At 63.8% G+C, this 19158-nt stretch carries 20 protein-coding genes and 1 tRNA gene; 17 read left to right on the top strand and 4 right to left on the bottom strand.

What is annotated here, in order from left to right; translation table 11 throughout:
* Positions 1-16: 16 nt before the first annotated feature.
* Together JOF47_RS09130 and JOF47_RS09125 are read left to right on the top strand one after the other, a co-directional pair.
* Positions 17-89: transfer RNA gene (locus JOF47_RS09130), tRNA-Ala, on the top strand.
* A 234-nt stretch (positions 90-323) separates the two neighbouring features.
* Positions 324-1649 (top strand): serine hydrolase domain-containing protein, encoded by a 1326-nt coding sequence (locus JOF47_RS09125; protein WP_245356323.1) that lies wholly within the window; start codon positions 324-326, stop codon positions 1647-1649.
* A gap of 19 nt (positions 1650-1668) precedes the next feature.
* On the opposite strand, the gene JOF47_RS09120 is transcribed toward JOF47_RS09125, so the two are convergent.
* Positions 1669-2601: an NAD-dependent epimerase/dehydratase family protein gene (locus tag JOF47_RS09120; protein ID WP_209997271.1), complete on the bottom strand. Its 933-nt coding sequence runs from the start codon at positions 2599-2601 to the stop codon at positions 1669-1671.
* A gap of 130 nt (positions 2602-2731) precedes the next feature.
* Between JOF47_RS09120 and JOF47_RS09115 the strand changes: the two genes are divergently transcribed.
* Both JOF47_RS09115 and JOF47_RS09110 read left to right on the top strand, forming a co-directional pair.
* Positions 2732-3436: a TetR/AcrR family transcriptional regulator gene (locus tag JOF47_RS09115; protein ID WP_209997270.1), complete on the top strand. Its 705-nt coding sequence runs from the start codon at positions 2732-2734 to the stop codon at positions 3434-3436.
* A gap of 54 nt (positions 3437-3490) precedes the next feature.
* A complete protein-coding gene (locus tag JOF47_RS09110) occupies positions 3491-4285 on the top strand; it encodes a nucleotidyltransferase domain-containing protein (protein ID WP_209997269.1) in 795 nt (264 codons plus the stop codon).
* 13 nt (positions 4286-4298) lie between these two features.
* Here JOF47_RS09110 and JOF47_RS09105 read toward each other — a convergent pair whose 3' ends face one another.
* A complete protein-coding gene (locus JOF47_RS09105; protein ID WP_209997268.1) occupies positions 4299-5672 on the bottom strand; it encodes an FAD-binding oxidoreductase in 1374 nt (457 codons plus the stop codon).
* A 109-nt stretch (positions 5673-5781) separates the two neighbouring features.
* Between JOF47_RS09105 and arfB the strand changes: the two genes are divergently transcribed.
* Positions 5782-6204 (top strand): alternative ribosome rescue aminoacyl-tRNA hydrolase ArfB, encoded by a 423-nt coding sequence (gene arfB, locus JOF47_RS09100; protein ID WP_209997267.1) that lies wholly within the window; start codon positions 5782-5784, stop codon positions 6202-6204.
* Positions 6205-6235: 31 nt separating this feature from the next.
* Here the strand turns inward: arfB and JOF47_RS09095 are convergent, their stop codons facing one another.
* Positions 6236-8212 (bottom strand): ABC1 kinase family protein, encoded by a 1977-nt coding sequence (locus JOF47_RS09095; protein ID WP_209997266.1) that lies wholly within the window; start codon positions 8210-8212, stop codon positions 6236-6238.
* 94 nt (positions 8213-8306) lie between these two features.
* Positions 8307-9080, bottom strand: a complete 774-nt coding sequence (locus JOF47_RS09090) for an alpha/beta fold hydrolase (protein WP_209997265.1) — start codon at positions 9078-9080, stop codon at positions 8307-8309.
* A 205-nt stretch (positions 9081-9285) separates the two neighbouring features.
* Between JOF47_RS09090 and JOF47_RS09085 the strand changes: the two genes are divergently transcribed.
* From JOF47_RS09085 to JOF47_RS09030, 12 genes are all read left to right on the top strand, one after another.
* On the top strand, positions 9286-9642 hold the full coding sequence (locus JOF47_RS09085) for a metalloregulator ArsR/SmtB family transcription factor (RefSeq protein WP_209997264.1): 357 nt from the start codon (positions 9286-9288) through the stop codon (positions 9640-9642).
* Complete coding sequence (locus JOF47_RS09080) at positions 9639-10361, top strand: DUF2071 domain-containing protein (protein ID WP_209997263.1); 723 nt, start codon at positions 9639-9641, stop codon at positions 10359-10361. Before JOF47_RS09085 ends, JOF47_RS09080 begins: the two co-directional genes overlap by 4 nt.
* A gap of 83 nt (positions 10362-10444) precedes the next feature.
* Positions 10445-10771 (top strand): hypothetical protein, encoded by a 327-nt coding sequence (locus JOF47_RS09075; RefSeq protein ID WP_209997262.1) that lies wholly within the window; start codon positions 10445-10447, stop codon positions 10769-10771.
* A gap of 81 nt (positions 10772-10852) precedes the next feature.
* A complete protein-coding gene (locus JOF47_RS09070; protein WP_209997261.1) occupies positions 10853-11203 on the top strand; it encodes a zinc ribbon domain-containing protein YjdM in 351 nt (116 codons plus the stop codon).
* Between the two features lie 75 nt (positions 11204-11278).
* A complete protein-coding gene (locus JOF47_RS09065) occupies positions 11279-12040 on the top strand; it encodes a YggS family pyridoxal phosphate-dependent enzyme (RefSeq protein WP_209997260.1) in 762 nt (253 codons plus the stop codon).
* A gap of 87 nt (positions 12041-12127) precedes the next feature.
* Complete coding sequence (locus tag JOF47_RS09060) at positions 12128-12583, top strand: DIP1984 family protein (protein WP_209997259.1); 456 nt, start codon at positions 12128-12130, stop codon at positions 12581-12583.
* Positions 12584-13341: 758 nt separating this feature from the next.
* Positions 13342-13587: a glutaredoxin-like protein NrdH gene (gene nrdH, locus JOF47_RS09055; RefSeq protein ID WP_209997258.1), complete on the top strand. Its 246-nt coding sequence runs from the start codon at positions 13342-13344 to the stop codon at positions 13585-13587.
* A gap of 49 nt (positions 13588-13636) precedes the next feature.
* The gene (nrdI, locus tag JOF47_RS09050) at positions 13637-14116 is read left to right on the top strand and encodes a class Ib ribonucleoside-diphosphate reductase assembly flavoprotein NrdI (RefSeq protein ID WP_209997257.1); all 480 of its coding nucleotides are present in this window, start codon (positions 13637-13639) and stop codon (positions 14114-14116) included.
* A complete protein-coding gene (nrdE, locus tag JOF47_RS09045) occupies positions 14113-16254 on the top strand; it encodes a class 1b ribonucleoside-diphosphate reductase subunit alpha (RefSeq protein WP_209997256.1) in 2142 nt (713 codons plus the stop codon). The genes nrdI and nrdE overlap by 4 nt, the downstream gene beginning before the upstream one ends.
* 149 nt (positions 16255-16403) lie before the next feature.
* A complete protein-coding gene (gene nrdF / locus JOF47_RS09040; RefSeq protein WP_209997255.1) occupies positions 16404-17378 on the top strand; it encodes a class 1b ribonucleoside-diphosphate reductase subunit beta in 975 nt (324 codons plus the stop codon).
* Between the two features lie 389 nt (positions 17379-17767).
* The gene (locus JOF47_RS09035) at positions 17768-17998 is read left to right on the top strand and encodes a DUF2188 domain-containing protein (RefSeq protein WP_209997254.1); all 231 of its coding nucleotides are present in this window, start codon (positions 17768-17770) and stop codon (positions 17996-17998) included.
* A gap of 112 nt (positions 17999-18110) precedes the next feature.
* Positions 18111-19070: an IS481 family transposase gene (locus tag JOF47_RS09030; RefSeq protein ID WP_209997253.1), complete on the top strand. Its 960-nt coding sequence runs from the start codon at positions 18111-18113 to the stop codon at positions 19068-19070.
* Positions 19071-19158: the final 88 nt, after the last annotated feature.

Below are 19158 nucleotides of genomic sequence, written 5' to 3'. Positions count from 1 at the left end.
AGGGTGGCTCCCATTCGGGGGTATGGCGCAGTTGGTAGCGCGTCTGCATGGCATGCAGAAGGTCAGGGGTTCGAATCCCCTTACCTCCACCGAACAAGAACCCGCTGGATCATTGAGATCCGGCGGGTTTTTTCGTGTTGCCGTCCCCATGGCGCCGGCGGCCGCGCAAAGCCGGCCCCAAATTGGGCCGCGTGCTGGATGACCGCACGCGTTGGACCCTTGCTATCCTGTGGATCGGGACCGCATGGCACGGGACGGCAAGCACGCAGCCGGCTGGGCCCGCGGACGGGATCGAACCGAATCAGGGAAACTGGGTGCGGTGCATGATGAAAAATTCAAGGGTCGCGGTTGTTGTAGCCGGCGCGTTGATCGCTGTGTCGGGCTGTTCCTCCGGAGGACCGGCCGGACCCACCGCCGGCACCGCCGGAAACACCGGAAACACCGCCCCCGCAACCGGCACGCCGAGCGGCGGGAGCGCGCAGGTGCCGGCATACGCCATGACGCTGCAGCAACAGCTCCCCGAGGTGATGAAGGCCAACGCCATCCCCGGGGTCGTCGTGCTGATCAAGTCGCCCACGCGCGGCGATTGGTCGGGAACCTTCGGCACCGCCGAGATCGGCAAGGAAACACCGATGTCGCTCAGCGATTTCCTGCGGATCGGCAGCAACACCAAGACCATGACCTCGACGGTCATCCTGCAGCTCGTGCAGGAGGGCAAGCTCAAGCTGGACGACCCCATCTCGAAATTCCGGCCCGATGTGCCCAACGGCAAGAACATCACGATCGCCCAGCTCTCCGAGATGCGCAGCGGGCTCTACAGCTACACGTTCGACCCGGGCTTCAACGCAACGCTCGACAAGGAGCCGCAGAAGGCCTGGACGCCCGACGAGCTGCTGTCGATCGCCTTCAAGCACCCGGCGAACTTCCCGCCGGGCCAGAAGTACGACTACAGCAACACCAACATCGTGCTGCTCGGGACGGTCATCGAGGAACTCACCGGCATGAGCGCGTCCGAGGCGTTCCGGAAGCGGATCTTCGAGCCGTTGGGGCTGAAGAACACCGAGCTGCCGGTGAACACGGATTCCGTCCTCCCGATGCCCCACGCGCAGGGATACCAGTTCGGCACCAACGCCGAGACCACCGACTCCTATGCGGTTCCCGCCGCCGACTTGCCTGCCGCGCTCGACGGCACACTCAAGCCGCTGAACTACACCGACGCGAACCCCTCGTGGGCTTGGACGGCCGGCGGGGCCATCTCCACGCCCGAGGACCTTGCGGTGTACGTCAAGGCGCTGGTGACCGGAGGCCTGCTCGATGCGAAGACTCAAAAGCTGCGGATGGACAGCATCCAGCCCACGGTGGCCGGCCAGCCGAACGGCGTCGGGTACGGGCTCGGGATCGCCGAGTTCGCCCCCGGCATTCTGGGCCACGACGGACAGCTGCCCGGGTACTCGTCGTTCATGGTCTACAACAACGACACGGACGACACCATCATCGTGGGCACAAACCTTGCGGCCTCGCCCGTCGACGGGCAGAATGCCGCGGTGGTCCTGGCGAAGAGCATCATCGCCACCCTCTACGGCGCCGCCGACGTTCCCGGCGGGAACCCTGCCACGCCCCAGAGCGGGTCGCCGACACCTTCCGGATAACGGCCGGCGGGGGGTCGGTTCAGCCCGTGTGGGTTTCACGCCACCAGTCCACGGTGGCGCGTGCGCCGTCGGCCAGCGGGGTGGGCGAGAGCCCGAGCAGGGATTGGCTCCGACGCGAGTCCATCACCAAGGGGCTGTCGAACTGGTACGCCATTTCGGCGAGCTCTCGCGTCGCGGGGTGCACAAGCCCGATCGCCCGCAGGATTCCGCCGGGCATCCCGGACACCTTGGGCGCGGGAAGGCCTGCCGCGGCCGCGTAGGCTTCCGCCATGACCCGCTGGCTGGACGGCGGCGCCGTGGGCGCATGGAGCACGCCGTTCCAAAGCTCCGGCCGCTCCGCGGCCCGCACCATGGCCGTGGCAAGGTCGGGCATGTAGGTGAATGAGTGCGGCAGCGACGGGTTGCCGATCGCCAGCAGACGCCGGCCGTCGAAGACGGATTCGAGCATCCGCGCCCCGGCGTGGGCGTTCTCGACGCGGGGTCCGTAGAAGTCGGAGGCCACCACTGAGACGGTGTTGGTCCCCGAGTCTGCGCGTGCGTTCAGTAATTCCGTTCGGACCCCGCGCTTGCCGCCCGCTGCATTGCGGGGCGAATCCTCTGCCATGGTTTGCTCGGGGTTCGAATAGGAGTACAGGCTTTCGGGAAAGACCACGGGGATTCCCCGTTCGCCAGCCGCGGCCAGGACCAGTTCCTCCGCGCGGGGGAGCGTTTCGGTCCATGCCCGGGCGGAGTAGGCGGCATGGATGCAGTGGAACACCGCGGTGGCGCCGGCCATTGCCGCGGCCACCTGGGCGGGGTCGAGGACGTCGGCGCGCATCCTCTGGATTCCGGGGTGCTCCGGGCCACTGCCGGAACGGGTCGCCAGCGTCACGCTGTGGCCCTGGTTGGCCAGATTTAGGGCCACGGTGGTTCCGACGGGTCCGGAGCCGGTGACGAGGTAGTGATTGGACATGGGTTCAAGCCTCCTGTTCGCAATATGAGAGCAGTGCTCTCATATTTAGGTTAGGAAGCCGGGACGCGTAAGTCAAGAGCGGTGCTCACTAAAGTTGACGGCGCTCACCCTCGTGGTGTGGGATGGGTTCATGCAAGGAGCAAAAACCCCGCGTGAACTGGCCCGCGAACGCACCATGGCAGAAATCATGCGCCTCGGACGCGAGCAGCTGGCCCGCCAGGGTGCCGCCGCGCTGTCCCTGCGCGCCGTGGCCAAGGACCTGGGCATCGTGTCCTCCGCCGTCTACCGCTATGTCTCAAGCCGGGACGAACTGCTGACGCTACTGGTGGTCGAGGCCTATACAGAGCTGGGCGACGCCGTTGACGCCGCACTGGAAGGCCCGCCGGCGTCGCACGGTGAAAGGTTCGCGGTGCTGGCCCGCGCCGTGCGTGGCTGGGCGATCGCCGAACCGTCGCGCTACGGGTTGCTCTTCGGAACGCCGGTCCCCGGCTACCACGCGCCCCCCGGGCAGACGGTGCCGGCGGGAACCCGGGTGGTCGTGCGGCTGATGGGGATCGTCGAAGACGCATGGGAGGCCGGCGGGGTCGCGGTGCGGGAACGCGCCCGGGATCTGTCGCAGGGCCTGGCGGCGGATGTCGAATCCCTGCGGGCCGAATACTCGCTCAAGTCCCCGGGATGGCTTATCGCCCGCGGGCTGGGGGCGTGGTCCGGCCTGTTTGGGGCCGTGAGCTTTGAGGTGTTCGGGCAGTACGGCCCCAACACGCTGGGCGACCCGGCCGAGCTTTTCGAACTGACGGTACGGGACCTGGCCGTGAACCTCGGGCTTGGCGACTGACGGTCCGGAAGGTCCGGACCCGGGACGCCGGACGACCAGCGGTAGGGTGTTTGTATGCGAAACATCCCCGACACCCTTGACCCATCGGTGGTCGCCGAGATAGATGCGCGGCTGGAACGGGTCGCAGGCGCGGAAGATGTCGCCGTTTCCTGGGCCGTGGAAAGTGGCAGCCGGGCCTGGGGATTCCCCTCCCCGGACAGCGACTACGACTGCCGTTTCCTCTACCTGCGCCCGGCCAACGACTACCTGGGCCTGTGGCCCCGCCGGGATGTCATCGAGACCCCGCTGGACAAGGTCTTTGATGTCAACGGATGGGACGTGGCCAAGGCGCTGCGCCTGCTGCTCAAGGGCAATGCGACGGTCGTCGAGTGGCTGACCTCGCCGATCGTGTACCGGGGCGAGACCGCCTTCCGCGATGGATTGCTCGACCTGGCCTCCGAGGTCATCGACCCGGCGCGGGTGGGGCGGCACTACCTCCATGTGGGGCGGAACCAGTGGGATCTCGAATCGGAGATCGTCCCGCTCAAAAAGGTCTTCTACGCGTTGCGTCCGGCGGCGGCGCTGCGCTGGCTGCGCACGCATCCGGGCTCCGCCGTGGCGCCGATGGACCTGGCAACGCTGCTGCGGGAGAGCGAAGTGCCCGAAGGTGTGGTGCGCGAAACCCAAGAACTCCTCGCCGTGAAGGCCGTGACCCGCGAGCTCGGGGAGGGGCGTTTCCCCGGGCCCCTCGCGTCCTTTGTGCTGTCCGAGTTCGAGATGGCGCACGAGACGTACGAAATGGCGGACGCAAGCATCGAGCCATGGAAAATGGCACGGGTCGACGAATTCTTCAGGTCGCTCATCCTGTAGTTGCCGGTGTGTGTCAGTCCATCGAGTACCCGAAGCGGAAGCGGCACTCGGGATCCCACGCGGCCTTGAGGGCGCGGAGCCGTTCCACGGTCGGTTCGGCCCAGGCCTTGCGGACGGCCTCCGGCGTTGCGGCAAAGCCCTGGAAGTTGATCTGCGTGCCGCCGTGGGCCCAGGGTTTCATGGCTTCCAGGACGGCATGGCCCGCGGCCTCGACGGCGCCCATCAGTGGTGGCGGGTAGGGGCCCACGACCATCACCGAAAACGCGGCATCGCGCCCGCCGACGGCGTTTTCGTGTTCGGGGCCGCGGGCAAGCGCGCCGCCCAGGTGGCGGATCTCGGCCACGATCAGCGGAACGTCGTTCTGGGGCCCCGCGGCCCCAAGCAGGGCGTCGATGGCCCCGGCGTCCAGCTCGCGCAGCAGCAGCGAACCCTCCCAGGCCGGCATCGGATCGCTCGGGTCCTGGTGGACCGAGGCAATGGCCGAATAGGGCATCAGGCCCACCAGGTCCACGAGCGGCGTGCCGGCCCGGCGCATCGGTTCCAGCAGGGCCGCTCCGGCAGCTTCCTCGCCGACATGGACAAAGCGCAGGTGGACGGAGAGTTTTCCGCGCAGCGGCCCGGGGATCTGCGCGTCGTCGGGCAACCTGAGCAGGGCGATGGACGCGGTGGTCGACTCGGGCAGCGCCTGGACCCAGTCACCGTAGGCATGCATGACGGCCGCCGCGTCGGATCCGGCAAAGAAGATTGCACCGCCGTAGACGTGCGGCACTGGAACCAGGTCGAACTCGAGTTCGGTGACAATGCCGACCGAGCATTTGCCTCCCCGCAGGGCCCAAAAGAGTTCGGGTTCGGCCTCGGCGTCCACCTCCAGAAGCGATCCGTCGGCCGTGACGAGCTGGATCCCGCGGACCCGGTCCGCGGCGAAGCCGAAGGTCCGGCCCATGGGCCCCATGCCGCCGCCGAGGGTGTAGCCGACGACCCCGATGTCGGGGGACGAGCCGTTGAGCGGGGCAAGGCCGTGCGGGGCCGCTTCCTCGATCACGCGGTCCCACCGCACTCCGGCACCCACTCGCGCGCTGCGGCGCCGCGGATCCAAGACCAGCGACTGCATGCCCGAGGTGTTGACCAGCATCCCGCCATGGGCCTGGTGGGGGTAGCCGTGCCCGGTCGAATGCACGTGGACCGCCAGTCCGGCCTCCTTGGCGTGGCGCACGGCGGCCGCGACGTCCCGGGCGGAGCCGGCCAGCACCGCGACATCCGGCCGAAAGGCGTGGGCGAGGTTGAAGCCCCGGCATGCGGCCTCGAAACCCGCATCGCCCGGGAGGAGGACGGCCCCGTCGAGCTTTGCGCGCAGGTCTTCCGCATCGAAATCAGTGGGTGCACTCATGGTTGGTTACCTTCCGGTCCATCCCCAAGGTAGCCGAAGAAAAGCCGTACAGCTATGGGTTTCGGTGCCCGTATCCCCGGCCGCCGGTCCGGCGTGGGATGCTTGATGGATGGATCTCGAGGTGTCACCGGCGCTCACAATTCCGGCCGTGGAGCTCGGCTGGCGGTTTTCGCGTGCCTCCGGCCCGGGCGGGCAGCATGTGAACACCTCCGACAGCCGCGTCGAACTCTTCTGGAACGTTGCGCAGTCCTCGGTGCTCTCCGAGGGGCAGCGCGAGAGGTTGCTCGCCCGCCTGGAACCCCGGCTCGTTTCCGGGGTGCTGACAGTGAGTTCCTCCGAGCAGCGTTCCCAGCTGCGCAACCGCCAGACGGCCCTGGTCAAGCTCGCCGGACTCGTGGCCGCGGGGCTTGCGCCCGATGCGGCCAAGCGCCGGGCGACCAAGCCCACCCGCGGATCGGTGCGGCGGCGCCTTTCGACCAAGGGGCGCAGGTCGGAAACCAAGCGGCAGCGGCAGCGCCCGTCATCCGAGTAGCGCCCCGTGTCTGGATGGAGCCTCCGGGACGCTACTCGCCGCGGCGGCGCCGGAAGATGTCGAAGACCACCTTCAGGGAAAGGACCGTGGCCACCCCGATCAGGGTGAAGCCGAAGAGCTGGTAGAGGGTCAGGTTGGTCGTGACCATCGGGCCTCCGTTGCTGACCAGCAGCATGGCGGCCATGATGCCCGTGACGCCGGCGAGGAAGGTCAAGATGGCCTCGTGGACCATCGAGCGGACCATGTGCCGGTCTTGGGGGTGGGCCAGCAGGCGCATGTTCAGACCCAGCCGGCCGGCCTCGAGGTCCCCGGAAATCTTGTCGAGCCGGCGCGGCAGCCGCCTGAGCAAAGGCAACAGCGTCATCACCTCGTCGTTCAGCGCCTCGGTCAGGGAGCTGGGGCGGAATACCGCGCGGACGCGGGCCTCTCCGTATTCCCGCGCCTCGGCGATGAGGTCGAAGTCCGGGTCCAGCAACCGGAGGGTTCCCTCCAGGACCGCAACGGCCCTGAATGCCCCGGCCAGCTCGGGCGGAACCGAGATGCGATGTTTTGCCAACATGGCCACCAGCAGGGTGAAGACCTCGGCCTTGACGGCGGCGCCCGGGCCCATGTACCGGGACATGAAGCGGCTGAGTTCCCGGCGCAGGACGGCCTCGTCGAAATCCTCGGGGAGCGCCGCCATGTCCAGAAGGGCATCTCCGATGGCCCGCGAATCGCCGCGGTAGAAGGCCAGCAGCACCTCGGAGACAAGCTGGCGCAGGTCCGGGTCGAGGCGTCCGACCGAGCCGAAGTCAAGCAGCATGATGCGTCCGTCGGGCTGCAGCACGATGTTCCCGGGGTGCAGGTCGGCGTGGAAAACCCCGTCGTCCATGATCTGGTGCATCAGGGAGCGGAAGAGCGCCACCGCCTGGAGGCGGCGCTCCTCGATCGGGTGGCCTTCAATGGTTCCCGGGGAGCTGAGGGTGTCGCCGTCCACCATCTGCATGACGAGGATCCGGCGGGTGCTCAGCTCGGGGTAGTACAGGGGGATGTCCACCCGCTCGGCGGCGGGGTGCCTCAGCTGCGTGGTGCGCAGCGCCGTGATGTTCATGGCCTCGATTTCGTAGTCGAGTTCCTCGCGCAGGGCGTCGGCGAATCCCTCCGCGACCTCGACGATTCCGAGCGAGCGGCCCCACTCGGTGGACTTCTCAAGGGTGAGCGCCATGCGGAGGGTGATGTCCAGGTCGCGTTCGACCAGGGGAACGATGCCCGGGCGCTGGATCTTGACGGCGACCGCCTCTCCCGAATGCAACCGCGCGCGGTGGACCTGCCCGATGGAGGCCGCGGCAAGCGGCGTCGTGTCGAATTCGGCAAACGCGGACTCCACGTCCTGGCCGAGTTCCTTGTCGACCATCGCCCGGACCTCGCTCCAGGGCTCGGGCGGGACGGACTGCTGTAGCTTGGACAGCTCGGTGATGTACTCGGCAGGCAGGAGTTCGGCCCGGGTGGAAAGCACCTGCCCGAACTTCACGAACGTCACGCCGGAATCCTGCAGTGCCAGGCGAAGCGACTTGCCGCCGGCAGCCCGTTCCGCCGCGGCCGCGGGGGTGTTGCCCTTGTTGGGGCGCTTGGCGGGAAGCAGCCCGTGGGACAGGGCAATGCGCGTGACCTCGGTGTACCTGCGGGTTCGGGCAAACCGCGCCCGAAGGGAGGCGAGCCACTTGTCGGGCCGCACGATGGTGCCGGTGGGGAAGACCAGCTCGGCGAGCACCAGGAACATCGTGGCCACGATCAGCACGATGCCTATCTGCACGGGCAGCAGGGCGATGCCGGCGTTCGGGTCCTTCCACACGAATCGGGACTCGAAGCCGACCTCGGCCGCCAGGCCCAGCAGGCCGGCGATGATGATTCGACCCAGGCCGACGGCCACGCCCAGCAGCCGCCGGACAAACATCGCCAGGATGATGATGTAGATGACCGCAATCACGGACGCAAACAGGATGCGGCCGAGTATGTCTGCAAATTCCATGGATTCCTCACCAATTGGCACCTGTGCCTCGGGTCCCGGCTCCGGGCCGGGTAGCTCAAACTGTAACCATACATGTGTATGGTTTTGGCCAAGTTCAACCCTCCGGCCGCCGGGACAGGGACGTGACGGCGTCTGCGACCTCCGCGGCGTTCTTGCACAGGATGCGCATGTGGTTCGCGTCGACGACCGAATGCAGGCGCACCTTCTCATTGGCGGCGGTGGCAAGTTCCACGGCGGACCTCATGGTCCGCATTTCCTCGGCGGGGGACCCCTTGTGCGGGCCGCTGCCGACGACAAAAAGGGCGGGGCACGTGAGATCCCGGTAGTCGGGCAGCAGCCCGGCATCGATTTCATCGAGCTCGATCACGACGTTTGCCGCCTCGTGGTGGGTCATCCTGGCCAGCAGGCGCATCGAGCCCAGGATGCGCATGGGGACGTGCAGCAGCCGGTACTGCCGCCGGACGCGCTCTTGCGCCTTCTCGTGGAAGACACGGACGGGGAAGGCCCCGTCGACAAGTACCACCCCCGCAACCTCGCCCGGATGCGTGGCTGCATGGCGGAGCGCGAGCGTGGCGCCGTGGGACCATCCGACCAGGACGGGCCGCACCAGCCTGGCCGCCTCGATGACACTGCCGACATCCGCCAGGGCGCCCGAAAACGAGTAGTCGGGTGAATCCGCGGACCTTCCGCGCCCGCGGGCGTCGAAGGTGACGGTGTGCAGGTCGGGGGATAGCGCCCGCAGGACGCGTTTCCAGTCGCGCCGCGTCGAAAAGGCGCCGTTGAGAAAGAGGACCGCCGGCCCGGTCCCGGCACCGATGGTGCAGTGGATTCGAGCGGCGTCGGTGTGAACGGTCAGATGGCTGTTCATGTCCAAACCCCCAGATGCTTCGGTCGCCGGGTGTGGGTTGCACGTCGGCTGTGCCTTTCCCTTCGTGATCCTATGCTTCGGATGCCGCCGGGACAACGAACCGGCCCCGGTGCGGGTGGTCGACTCCGGGGCGTGCGGACGGGCCGGCCGAAACAAATTCGTACTTAGCGGTTTCGCTATTTAGCAAACGTGCTAAATTGAATCCATGAGCGAAACCAATGTCGACGTCTTCACCGCGCTGGCACATCCCACGCGGCGCCAGATCCTCCAGGACCTGCGCGAGGGCGAGCAATCGGCCGGCGAAATAGCGGGCCGGTTCACGAGTTCCGGGCCCACCATTTCCCGCCACCTTTCGGTGCTGCGGGCCGCCGGCCTGGTCACCGAGCGCCGCGAGGCAAACCGCATCCTCTATTCGCTGGCGGGGGAGCAGCTGGCGCATTCGGTCGGCAACTTCCTCTCCGCGGTGTGTCCCGAACAAATGCTGCTCCGCGGCCTGCGCCACCGGGCGCCCTCCGCGGCGAGCCCCGCCGATGTCTCCCCGGAAGCGAGCCTTGGATCATGAAAATGCCGACGCTGGACGCCACCATTTCACGCCGCCTGCTGGTCAACTACAGGCTGGATCCCGAGGTGGCGCGATCCTTGCTTCCCCCGGGACTGCGCCCACGGCTGGCGGGCGACGCTGCGGTGGGCGGAATCTGTCTGCTCAGGCTTTCGGCCGTCCGCCCTCAATGGATCGGCGCCAACGCGGGCTGGAGCTCCGAAGCTGCGGCGCACCGCATCGCGGTGGAGTGGGACGATGATTCCGGAACCCACGCCGGGGTCTTCATTCCTGTCCGGCACTCGTCTTCCCGGCTGCCGGTGGTGCTGGGCGGAACCGTCTTGCCGGGCCGCCATGAGCACGCGGGATTCTCCGTTTCCGAATCGCTTTCCCGCATCACGATCGATGCCCGGGCGAGGGACATGCGGGTGCACGCCGACGTTTCGGATTCAAAAGAATGGCGCAGCCAACTCTTTGGCACCCTGGGGGAGGCGTCGACGTTCCTGCGCGAGGGGTCGACCGGGTGGTCGCCGGCCAAGGGCGGCAAGACGCTCGACGGCATTGAGCTTAGTACGCGGCGGTGGGAAGTCGGGGCGACCGAGGTTCACGACGTCGGGTCCTCCTACTTCGACGCGTTGCCCCCTGGCGCCGCGGAACTTGACCATGTCTTGGTCATGCGCGACATTCCCTCCAGATGGTCGGCATCGGAATTTCCGATAGCGCAAAACCAGTCCATTTGTTGAGCAGCTTGTTGATTGCGACACGCAGGCCCGCATAAAATCCATCTGCTGGGTTAATGATGTTTGCGGCCGTAGGATTCATAGGTATGAGCCAATCTGAGCCGACGTTGCGGGCTGGAGCCTCGGTGCTTCATATGCCCTCAGCAGACGCAGCTGCCCATATGCCGGCAAACCGTCTTAGCAAATTGAGTTTCGCTGCCTTGGTTGCATGCCCGATTTTTGCGGTAGTGGGTTTGGTTATCTATGGACTGCCGGTGTTGCTGTTCATGGTCGCCGGAGGCGGAAGCATGATGGCATTCGGCTCTTGCGCAAACGCGTTTACGGTTCCGGCGGTCTGTGCCCTGGCTTTGGGGTTCGCCTGTCTCTTGTTTGCCGCCGTTGGCTATTTCGTGGTGTTCTTCAAGCGGAAGTAGCCGTCGTCCGGTCTGTCGGCGGGCTCGCCACATGGCATTGCCTAGGACCTGAAGTCGCGGTTGGCGCCTAGACTTGAAGGCATGAGTGATGTCCTGCCTGCGTGCCCCCAGTGTTCAAGTCCCTATGCCTACGAAATGGGCGCCCTCCTGGTTTGCCCCGAATGCGCCCACGAATGGTCGGCGGAGGCAACCGAAATCGAAGAGCCCCAAGAGAAGGCCATCAAGGATTCCGTTGGCAACGTGTTGGCCGACGGGGACTCCGTCACCATCGTGAAAGACCTCAAGGTCAAGGGGCAGGCGCAGTCGATCAAGGTCGGAACCAAGGTGCGCAACATCCGCCTGGTCAATGGCGTCGACGGCCACGACATCGACTGCAAGGTCGACGGGTTTGGTCCCATGCAGCTGAAGTCCTCGGTCGTCAAAAAGGTCTAACGGCCGATCGGCGGGCCGCCGGCCGGCCGAATGGCTTGGTATTCGAAGTTCCTCACCCCGAAAGATTCCCCACCCATGACTCAGTCCGTGCACACCCCCGAACCTGCAGCTGCGCCCGCAAACTCGGTTGAGGATTTCGAGCACAATCTTGCCTCGATCCGGAAACGCATCGAGGTTGCGGCTCGAAAGGCCGGACGCGATCCGGCTTCAATTCGGTTGCTGCCCGTCAGCAAGACGGTGCCGGAGGACCGCCTCCGTCTGGCGATCGCCGCGGGCGCCACGTTCCTGGGTGAAAACAAGGTCCAGGAAGTCGCGCGCAAGGCGGAAAGCCTTGCCGACATCCCGGGGCTGAAGTTTTCCGTCATCGGGCATTTGCAGACCAACAAGGCCAAGTACGTGGCGAAGTTCGCCGACGAGTTCCAAGCCCTGGACAACCTGCGCCAGGCCGAGGCCCTGCAGCGCCGTCTCGAGGACGAGGATCGCCAGCTGGACGTCTTCGTCCAGGTCAATACGTCGAATGAGGAAAGCAAGTTCGGTTTGGACCCTGCCGACGTGCAGGAATTCGTGAACCAGCTTCCGCAATTCGATCGCCTGCATGTCAAGGGTTTGATGACCCTTGCGCTTTTCAGCGAGGACAAGGAAGCGGTCCGTGCATGCTTCGTGCGCCTGCGTGAAATCCGGGACATGCTCCGGGAAACCGCGCCGGAAGGCATGGAAATTGAAGAACTTTCCATGGGCATGAGCGGTGACTTCGAGCTGGCCATCGAGGAAGGCGCCACCGTGGTCCGCGTCGGCCAGGGAATCTTTGGTGCCCGGGCCCTTCCCGCCAGCAGCTAGTGGCCGGGCTTGGCCGGCGATATGGCTACCGATGTTATGTCCGAAGATATAGACCCTGCGGAATGCCCGTGTGATTAGACTGAACCCATGAAACTAGCCGAGGCATTGGCCCAGCGGGCCGACCTAGCAACACGGATGAGCCAGCTGTCGTCGCGCATCGAGCAAAACGTCTTGGTGCAGGAGGGCGAGAAGCCCGCCGAAGATCCGCTGGCATTGCTGGCCGAGCACGACCGGCTGGCGGCGGAACTGCAGGAATTGATCGTTAGGATCAACGCCACCAACCTCTCGGTGACAGTGCCTGGCCACCCAAGCATGACGGCCGCACTGGCCCGTCGCGACGTGCTGCGCCAGCAGGTGCGCTTGCGCCAAGCCGTGGCAACGCGCGCCTCGGCGCGCTTTGACCGGAGCACCCGCAGCGAATTGCGCTATGTCTCGATCGTGGACGTTCCGGCGATCAGGGCCGAAGCGGATTCACTGGCGGCCCAGCTGCGGGAACTGGATACTCGAATCCAGGAAGCCAACTGGATCAACGAGCTTTCCTGAGTCGTTGGTGCAGCCAGATCGCAAGTCGGTAATTCGGATTTCAAGAGCGTGCGCAAGGCCTACAGCCGTCCAGGCCTAATTGGATGGCACTAGCAGGGGCTGAAGGACCAGTCCACCGGTTCGCGCCGGGCACAGGTTATGTCCTTCACGGTGCACACATGCATCTACTCCCCATGGAGAGTCACCTCGCACAAATTATCACCACGCGCAGGCTTGTTGTCCGGATGAGGGTGGGGTTCGGGGACCACGCGATCTTTTTGTCCCGGCCCACGGGGTGAACCTGTGGGCCGGGACTCATTCGTTCCCACGGGTTGTGCCTGCGCTCACTGACGCACGCCACATTTTGTGTTTGGAGCCCGGTGTTTCGACACGCCGAGGGGTGCGACACGCCAAAATAATTAACTGTGGGTAGTTCCTCCACAGGGTGTGGACGCAGCGGGTCTTTTGTTGGATTCCCGCGGTTAAAGTGGGGCAACTTATCCACAGTGCGTGTGGACTGCGGGTGACCGGAATGACAGACGTGTAATACATCATCTTGGGGTATAACCCCTCCGCCCCCACTAGATGTAGTATTGAATTAGCTGGCGAGGCCTAGTGCAAAATCCCCCAAATGTGCGGGGAAATGTATGAATCTCCGCCTCGCGAAGGCTTTGAGGCCACCGAGTCACAACGTCCCGGCGACCGCCCCCATGGGAGGGAGTCGCGGGGAGCCGGCCACACCACATACATAGATTTTTTGCACGAGGGGATTTACGGACATGACCGTCACGGTATACACGAAGCCAGCATGCGTACAGTGCAACGCAACTTACCGCGCTCTAGACAAAAAGGGCATCGTTTACCAGAGCGTTGACATCTCGCAGGATCCTGCTGCGCTGGAGCGCGTGCGCGCCCTTGGCTACATGCAGGCACCGGTTGTCATCACCGACGCCGATCACTGGTCTGGCTTCCGTCCGGACAAGATCGAAGAGCTTGCCCAGGGCCTCAGCGCTTCCGTGGCCTAAACAAGCCCCCCGCAGTCATACCGATTCAAGCAATTTCGAGGCGATCACGATGCCTACTTCATCGCTGGCAACACCGATGCAAGGTCACGCCCCCGCGGCGGAGGTACTCACCAGCAGCCACCTGATCTATTTTTCTTCCGCGTCCGGTTACACACACCGGTTTGCGGGGAAATTGGGGATCGAATCTGCGCGAATCCCGCTGCATGGCCGGGACCCACAACTCGTGGCCACGGAACCCTTCGTGCTCCTGCTTCCCACCTATGGTGGGGAAAAGGGGGAGCGTTCGATTCCGCCGCAGGTTGTGAAATTCCTCAACGATGCGCGCAACCGAAACCTGCTGCGTGGCGTGGTGGGAGCCGGCAACACAAACTTTGGAACCACGTACTGCCTGGCCGCAATCAAAATTGCAGCCAAGTGCAACGTTCCGCTTCTATACAAATTTGAACTCATGGGCACCCAAGAAGATGTGACCCGAGTTCGCGAAGGATTGGAAGTCTTTTGGACACGAACGTCGCAGAGCCTGAAATGAAGCAGAATTCTAAGGAATTGCCTGCAGCTTTTCAGGGCTTGGGTTACCACGAGCTGAATGCAATGCTGAACCTTTACGGTTCAGATGGACGCATCCAGTTCGAGGCTGACCGTGCCGCAGCACGTCAGTACTTCTTGGAACACGTGAACAACAACACCGTGTTCTTCCACGACCTCGACGAAAAGCTCGAGTACCTGGTCAAGCACGAGTACTACGAGCGCGAAACGCTCGATCAGTACACGATGAACTTCATCCGCGACCTCTACCGCGGTGCCTACGCCAAGAAGTTCCGCTTCGAGACCTTCTTGGGCGCCTTCAAGTTCTACACCTCGTACACGCTGAAGACCTTTGACGGCAAGCGCTACCTGGAACGCTACGAAGACCGCGTCTGCATGGTTGCCCTGCACCTGGCCCGCGGCGACGAGGAAATGGCTGTCTCGCTTGTCAACGAGATCATCGAAGGCCGCTTCCAGCCTGCCACCCCGACGTTCCTGAACGCCGGCAAGGCCCAGCGCGGCGAGCTCGTCTCCTGCTTCCTGCTTCGCATCGAAGACAACATGGAATCGATCTCCCGTGGCATCAACTCCTCGCTGCAGCTTTCCAAGCGCGGCGGTGGCGTTGCCCTTTCGCTGACCAACGTCCGCGAACACGGTGCCCCAATCAAGCAGATCGAGAACCAGTCCTCAGGCGTCATCCCCGTGATGAAGCTCCTCGAAGACAGCTTCTCCTACGCCAACCAGCTTGGCGCCCGCCAGGGTGCAGGTGCCGTTTACCTGAACGCACACCACCCGGACATCCTGCGTTTCCTGGACACCAAGCGCGAAAACGCCGACGAAAAGATCCGCATCAAGACCCTGTCCCTGGGTGTTGTTGTTCCGGACATCACCTTCGACCTGGCGCGCAAGAACGAGGACATGTACCTCTTCTCGCCGTATGACATCCAGAAGGTCTACGGAGTGCCGTTCAGTGACATCTTCGTCACCGAGAAGTACTACGAGATGGTCGATGATGCCCGCATCAAGAAGACCAAGATCAACGCCCGCGAGTTCTTCCAGACCCTGGCCGAGATCCAGTTCGAGTCCGGTTACCCGTACATCATGTTCGAGGACACCGTAAACCGCGAGAACCCGATCAAGGGCAAGATCTCGATGAGCAACCTGTGCTCCGAGATCCTGCAGGTCTCGACCCCGTCGGAATACAACGAGGACCTCGGTTACAAGACCGTTGGCAAGGACATCTCCTGCAACCTCGGTTCGATGAACATCGCCAAGGCCATGGACGGCAAGGACCTCGGTACCTCCATCGAGACCGCGATCCGTGCACTGTCGGCAGTCTCGGACATGTCCTACATCAACTCGGTTCCGTCGATTGCCCAGGGCAACGCCAAGACCCACGCCATCGGCCTGGGCCAGATGAACCTGCACGGTTACCTGGCGCGCGAACGCGTCCACTACGGTTCGGAAGAAGGGTTGGACTTCACCAACATCTACTTCTACACCGTCGTGTTCCACGCATTGCGTGCCTCGAACAAGATCGCCATCGAGAAGAACGAGACCTTCGAGGGCTTCGAGGATTCGAAGTACGCTTCGGGCGAGTTCTTCGACAAGTACACCGAGCAGGAATGGGTTCCCGCCACCGAGCGTGTGCGCGAACTCTTTGCCGGTATCGACATCCCGACCCAGGATGACTGGCGTGCGCTGAAGGCCTCCATCATGGAGCACGGCATCTACAACCAGAACCTCCAGGCGGTGCCGCCGACCGGTTCCATTTCTTACATCAACAACTCGACCTCGTCCATCCACCCGGTGGCCGCGAAGATCGAGATCCGTAAGGAAGGCAAGATCGGCCGCGTTTACTACCCGGCTCCGTACCTGGACAACGACAACCTGGACTACTACCAGGATGCGTACGAAATCGGCTACGAGAAGATCATCGACACCTACGCCGCTGCCACGCAGCACGTGGACCAGGGTCTGTCCCTGACGCTGTTCTTCAAGGACACCGCCACCACGCGTGACATCAACAAGGCGCAGATCTACGCATGGCGCAAGGGAATCAAGACCCTGTACTACATCCGCCTGCGCCAGATGGCACTTGAGGGTACCGAGGTCGAAGGTTGCGTTTCCTGCGCACTGTAGCCACGTAGTGCTCTAAGCACGGCCGATTCACCATCGGTTGCCAGGTAGCGATAACCTAACAACCGAATGCGTACGACGGCGGGTGTCCACCCGCCGTCGTACGTGCACCCGTATTAACCAAAAACTTAGCAAGAATAGAGGGGACGGAAATGACTGAGAAGCTAAAGCTTGCCGGCCACGTCGAAGCCATCAACTGGAACCGCATCCAGGACGACAAGGACGTCGAGGTTTGGAACCGCTTGGTCAATAACTTCTGGCTGCCGGAGAAGGTGCCGCTGTCCAACGACATCCAGTCGTGGAACACGCTCACCGAGGACGAGAAGCTGCTCACCATGCGCGTCTTCACAGGACTGACCCTGCTGGACACCCTTCAGGGCACCGTCGGCGCCGTCTCGCTGATCCCCGATGCGCTCACCCCGCACGAAGAAGCCGTGTACACCAACATTGCCTTCATGGAATCGGTGCATGCCAAGAGCTACTCCTCGATCTTCTCGACCCTGTGCTCGACCAAGGAAATTGACGACGCATTCCGCTGGTCCACCGAGAACGAGAATCTGCAGAAGAAGGCGCAGATCATCGAGGGCTACTACTACGGCGAAGATCCGCTGAAGCGCAAGATCGCCTCGACCCTGCTCGAGTCGTTCCTGTTCTACTCCGGCTTCTACCTGCCGATGTACTGGTCTTCCCGCGCCAAGCTCACAAACACCGCTGACTTGATCCGCCTGATCATCCGCGATGAGGCCGTCCACGGCTACTACATCGGCTACAAGTTCCAGAAGGGCCTAGAGGGCCTTTCGGAAGAGCGCAAGCAGGAGCTGAAGGACTACACCTTCGAGCTCATGTTCGAGCTGTACGAAAACGAAGTCCAGTACACCCACGATCTTTACGACGGTGTCGGCCTGGCCGAGGACGTCAAGAAGTTCCTGCACTACAACGCCAACAAGGCGCTGATGAACCTGGGCTACGAAGCCATGTTCCCGGCATCGGTCACCGATGTTAACCCGGCGATCCTTTCGGCACTGAGCCCGAACGCCGACGAGAACCATGACTTCTTCTCCGGCTCCGGCTCTTCATATGTGATCGGCAAGGCCGTGAACACCGAAGACGAGGACTGGGACTTCTAAGTCCTTGTAAATTGTCAACCTACTTGGTCCTTTTGTCATCCTAGATGGTCCTTTGTCATCGAAGTTTGGTCCTTTGGTCCTTACGATGACAAACGGGTGAGTGACAGGTAATTCCTGATGCTCGATCGTATAGACCAGTGGGCAAGTGGTCTTCTCCCTGCCGGGTTTGAGACCTCGATGGAACTGAGCAGTACTACATTTACTGAGCAAAATGATTGGCCTATCTGAGCAATGCTCAGATAGGCCAATAGTAGGACCGATTCCGAATTACACGCCGGTACCACCTAGGGGTACCTCCAGCGAGGAGCAAATTCTCAGGGTAATCCATACGGATGTCTGCACCCGAGTTTGCCTTTCGTTCTAGTTTCGAGAGTCAGGAGTTCAGCAACATGGCAGATTACAGTGTTACCAAGAAAAATGATGGAGATTGGCAGGCCAAGCGCGACGGAGCCTCCAAGGCATCTTCGGTTCATTCAACGCAAGCGGACGCCGCCAGAGCGGCTAAGGGATACTCGGCCAATAATGGCGGTGGCGAGGTTCGCATCAGCGGAACCAGCGGAAAGATCCGCGCCAAAGATACCGTAAAACCCGGAAACGATCCGCGACACATCAAGGGCTAGCTGTATTAACCACGGACGTTAGGGACATGCGGCGTGGCTGAATGACAAAAAGAAGACCTCCAAGTGAAGTGGTGTTTGCGACAACATTCACGACATCCCGGAGGTCTTCTTCATGTCCCATAATAATGCCATCCTCGCGCCCAGGGGCCGCCTGCTGCTGGCACGGTGCATCGTGGAGGACCGCTGGCCGCTGCGCCGGGCCGCCGAGCGCTTCCAGGTCTCCGTGTCCACCGCCGCACGCTGGGCCGCCCGCTACCGCGAATCCGGCGAGGCCGGGATGCGGGACCGCCCCAGCCGGCCCCGCCATAGCCCGCGACGCACCTGCGTGCGCACCGAACGGCGGATCATCGGGCTGCGGGTGAACCGCCGCTGGGGTCCCGCCCGGATCGGCTACCTGCTGGGCCTGCATCCCTCCACCGTGCACCAGGTCCTTACCCGGTACGGGATGCCCCGGCTGTCGTGCCAGGACCGCGCCACCGGGCGGGTGATCCGCCGCTACGAACACCCGGCGCCCGGGGGCATGGTCCACGTGGACATCAAGAAGCTCGGGCGGATCCCCGACGGCGGCGGGCACCGGGTCATGGACCGGGCCGCCGGGAAACGCAACAAGACCAGGACCCCGGCCAACCGCAGGCCCGGCTACGCCTACCTGCACAACGCGGTCGATGACCACTCCCGGCTGGCCTACACCGAGATCCTCGCCGACGAGAGGAAGGAAACCGCGGGAGGGTTCTGGGAACGGGCCAACGCCTACTTCGAGGGCGCCGGGATCGCGGTGCAGCGGGTGCTGACCGACAACGGGTCCTGCTACCGGTCCCACGCCTTCAGGGACGCCCTGGGAGAGGGCATCAAGCACAAGCGCACCCGGCCCTACCGGCCCCAGACCAACGGCAAGGTCGAACGGTTCAACCGCACGATGTTGGAGGAATGGGCCTACGCGAAACCGTACCGCTCGGAGGCCGAACGCGTGGCCGCCTTTCCGGCGTGGCTAGACTATTACAACCACCGTCGAGGGCACACCTCGCTGAGGGGTCTGGCGCCGGCCGACCGCGTTCCCAACCTCCGTGGTTAATACAGCTAGCCGGCTCGGTGCGAGCCCCGTATGAGTTCTCCACCTCTGGGATGAATACTTATGGGGCAAACCGTCACGAATTTTTCGT

Origin of the sequence: Paeniglutamicibacter kerguelensis, assembly GCF_017876535.1 — a bacterium.
Classification (GTDB): domain Bacteria; phylum Actinomycetota; class Actinomycetes; order Actinomycetales; family Micrococcaceae; genus Paeniglutamicibacter; species Paeniglutamicibacter kerguelensis.
This window is presented reverse-complemented; position numbering and strand designations above follow the sequence as displayed.

Excerpts from the sequence above, each read along its gene's own strand:
- JOF47_RS09125 (WP_245356323.1), top strand. The coding sequence starts at position 324 with ATGATGAAAAATTCAAGGGTCGCGGTTGTTGTAGCCGGCGCGTTGATC.
- JOF47_RS09120 (WP_209997271.1), bottom strand. The coding sequence starts at position 2,601 with ATGTCCAATCACTACCTCGTCACCGGCTCCGGACCCGTCGGAACCACC.
- JOF47_RS09115 (WP_209997270.1), top strand. The coding sequence starts at position 2,732 with ATGCAAGGAGCAAAAACCCCGCGTGAACTGGCCCGCGAACGCACCATG.
- JOF47_RS09110 (WP_209997269.1), top strand. The coding sequence starts at position 3,491 with ATGCGAAACATCCCCGACACCCTTGACCCATCGGTGGTCGCCGAGATA.
- JOF47_RS09105 (WP_209997268.1), bottom strand. The coding sequence starts at position 5,672 with ATGAGTGCACCCACTGATTTCGATGCGGAAGACCTGCGCGCAAAGCTC.
- arfB (WP_209997267.1), top strand. The coding sequence starts at position 5,782 with ATGGATCTCGAGGTGTCACCGGCGCTCACAATTCCGGCCGTGGAGCTC.
- JOF47_RS09095 (WP_209997266.1), bottom strand. The coding sequence starts at position 8,212 with ATGGAATTTGCAGACATACTCGGCCGCATCCTGTTTGCGTCCGTGATT.
- JOF47_RS09090 (WP_209997265.1), bottom strand. The coding sequence starts at position 9,080 with ATGAACAGCCATCTGACCGTTCACACCGACGCCGCTCGAATCCACTGC.
- JOF47_RS09085 (WP_209997264.1), top strand. The coding sequence starts at position 9,286 with ATGAGCGAAACCAATGTCGACGTCTTCACCGCGCTGGCACATCCCACG.
- JOF47_RS09080 (WP_209997263.1), top strand. The coding sequence starts at position 9,639 with ATGAAAATGCCGACGCTGGACGCCACCATTTCACGCCGCCTGCTGGTC.
- JOF47_RS09075 (WP_209997262.1), top strand. The coding sequence starts at position 10,445 with ATGAGCCAATCTGAGCCGACGTTGCGGGCTGGAGCCTCGGTGCTTCAT.
- JOF47_RS09070 (WP_209997261.1), top strand. The coding sequence starts at position 10,853 with ATGAGTGATGTCCTGCCTGCGTGCCCCCAGTGTTCAAGTCCCTATGCC.
- JOF47_RS09065 (WP_209997260.1), top strand. The coding sequence starts at position 11,279 with ATGACTCAGTCCGTGCACACCCCCGAACCTGCAGCTGCGCCCGCAAAC.
- JOF47_RS09060 (WP_209997259.1), top strand. The coding sequence starts at position 12,128 with ATGAAACTAGCCGAGGCATTGGCCCAGCGGGCCGACCTAGCAACACGG.
- nrdH (WP_209997258.1), top strand. The coding sequence starts at position 13,342 with ATGACCGTCACGGTATACACGAAGCCAGCATGCGTACAGTGCAACGCA.
- nrdI (WP_209997257.1), top strand. The coding sequence starts at position 13,637 with ATGCCTACTTCATCGCTGGCAACACCGATGCAAGGTCACGCCCCCGCG.
- nrdE (WP_209997256.1), top strand. The coding sequence starts at position 14,113 with ATGAAGCAGAATTCTAAGGAATTGCCTGCAGCTTTTCAGGGCTTGGGT.
- nrdF (WP_209997255.1), top strand. The coding sequence starts at position 16,404 with ATGACTGAGAAGCTAAAGCTTGCCGGCCACGTCGAAGCCATCAACTGG.
- JOF47_RS09035 (WP_209997254.1), top strand. The coding sequence starts at position 17,768 with ATGGCAGATTACAGTGTTACCAAGAAAAATGATGGAGATTGGCAGGCC.
- JOF47_RS09030 (WP_209997253.1), top strand. The coding sequence starts at position 18,111 with ATGTCCCATAATAATGCCATCCTCGCGCCCAGGGGCCGCCTGCTGCTG.